1 protein-coding gene is annotated in these 1,847 nt (G+C 46.7%); it reads right to left on the bottom strand.

Translation table 11 applies throughout. The features are described 5' to 3' along the window. Nucleotides 1-151: 151 nt before the first annotated feature. Nucleotides 152-1,291: a tyrosine-type recombinase/integrase gene (locus CHU92_RS00330; RefSeq protein ID WP_243389528.1), complete on the bottom strand. Its 1,140-nt coding sequence runs from the start codon at nucleotides 1,289-1,291 to the stop codon at nucleotides 152-154. Nucleotides 1,292-1,847 lie beyond the last annotated feature (556 nt).

The following is a 1,847-nucleotide window of genomic DNA, read 5'->3' as shown; positions in this document are numbered from 1 at the left end:
GCTTCCCCGTTGTCGGTCAGCTGTGTTGTCATAGCATAACCGCTAACTATATTGTATATGCATGTTTTGGGCACATGGCATCCATTTTTGGGAGGCTTGGCGCATGTTTGGTGCGTGTCATGTGCATGTTGTTTTGATCAAAAATAAACATTTATTGGTCAAATGGATTCTTTATCAGCTTTAAATTTGTGTTGCTGACGTGGGTATAGATCATCGTTGTTTTGGGACTGCTGTGTCCGAGCAACTCCTGGATATAACGCAGATCAGTTCCGTTCTCCAACAAATGCGTAGCAAAACTGTGGCGCAGGGTGTGCAGGCTAACTGATTTCGTTACGCCCGCGCGGGCAACAGCCTCCTTTAACACTACCTGTGCACTCCGGCTACTGTACTGCCCGCCGGTTTGTCCTTCAAACAAAAATTCTTTGGGCTTGTACACGCGGTAATACTCGCGCAAGAGCAACAATATTCTTTCCGACAACAAGGTCGTGCGGTCCTTCTTTCCCTTGGCATTCTTGACATGAATCAACATGCGCTTGGAATCAATGTCGCGGGGTTTGAGCGATAGCGCTTCGCTGATGCGGAGTCCGGCCGAGTAAATGAGCGCCAACAGCGTTTTGTGTTTGAGGTTGCGGGTAGCGTCAATGATGTTGGTTACCTCTTCCCTGCTCAACACCACGGGCAATCGACGTTCACGGCGCGGTCGTTCAATTTGATCAATATCCATACGGGTGTCTTGCACCACGCGCACGAAGAGCTTCACGGCATTCACCACCTGATTTTGAAACGAACTAGAGTAATTGTACTTCAAGATATACTCGTTGTTGAAGGTCGTGATGTCCTTAGCCTCCAAGCTATTGATCGGCCGGTCACTGAAAAACCGCAAAAACAAGCGCATCGCATCTGTATAGGTCGCGATGGTACTCGGTGCGTTTCGGCACGATTTCATGTAGGTGATCATCGAATCAATGGCCTTTGCGTGCTCCTCCGTCAGCGGAGGTAAGGGTTCTTTGACGGGACGAACCGGTCCTTCGTTGGACGGCGCCAAATACGACTGAAAGCCTGGTCGCTTGTAGTCCTTGTAATCTAGGTAACATACACCTTGAAATACCCGAAACAACTTCGATACTACATCAAACGAGTTTACCGTATACCAACTTTGGTACGTATAACTCCACGTCAAATCAGGAAAAATTTGTTTCAACGTGTTGCAAATAGAATCGCTTCGTTCGAAACCGAACAAGACGATGGATTTTCCGCGGTGCTGTGCATTAGTTAGTTTAATACGTTGCATGGTAATTGCTTAGATTAACCTAGAGATAAACAAAAAAATCACCAAAAAGAACAAATGAAGTGTTTTTTTTGGGGGGTGATTTTTGATCACTCGCTTCGTATCTACTCCGGGCACAGCTTCGCCCCTTCAGTCCCATCAAGAACTGTTAAAAACGACTACAAATTTCTGAAAATCAAACTATTGAATAAGAAAAGGAGGTCTTCTTAGAACAGTGTAAAATTCGGATAACTAGCAATCTATCCACCAAATATACAAGAATTTTTATACCTGCAAAATAGTTGAATCAACTTTTTACATCTCGACGGTCAAGGGGGTGCGATGGGAGATAGAAAAGCCGTGTGGTGAGGTCGGCAGCCGCGCCCCGACGGAGGGGAAGAGCTGGCCGTAGGCAAACCGGCTGGGGCGTTGTGCGGGAAGCCCGAAGGGATTTCCAGGACAACAAACCAAATATACAAAGGGTTTATGTTAATTTTTAACAAATATTTATGAAAACTGCCCACACCCCTCTCACCGCCCACCCCGCGTGAGGGATTGCAGCGGAAAGCCCGCAATGCAG

Origin of the sequence: Flavobacterium cyanobacteriorum, assembly GCF_002251835.1 — a bacterium.
GTDB classification, from domain to species: domain Bacteria; phylum Bacteroidota; class Bacteroidia; order Flavobacteriales; family Flavobacteriaceae; genus Flavobacterium; species Flavobacterium cyanobacteriorum.
This window is presented reverse-complemented; position numbering and strand designations above follow the sequence as displayed.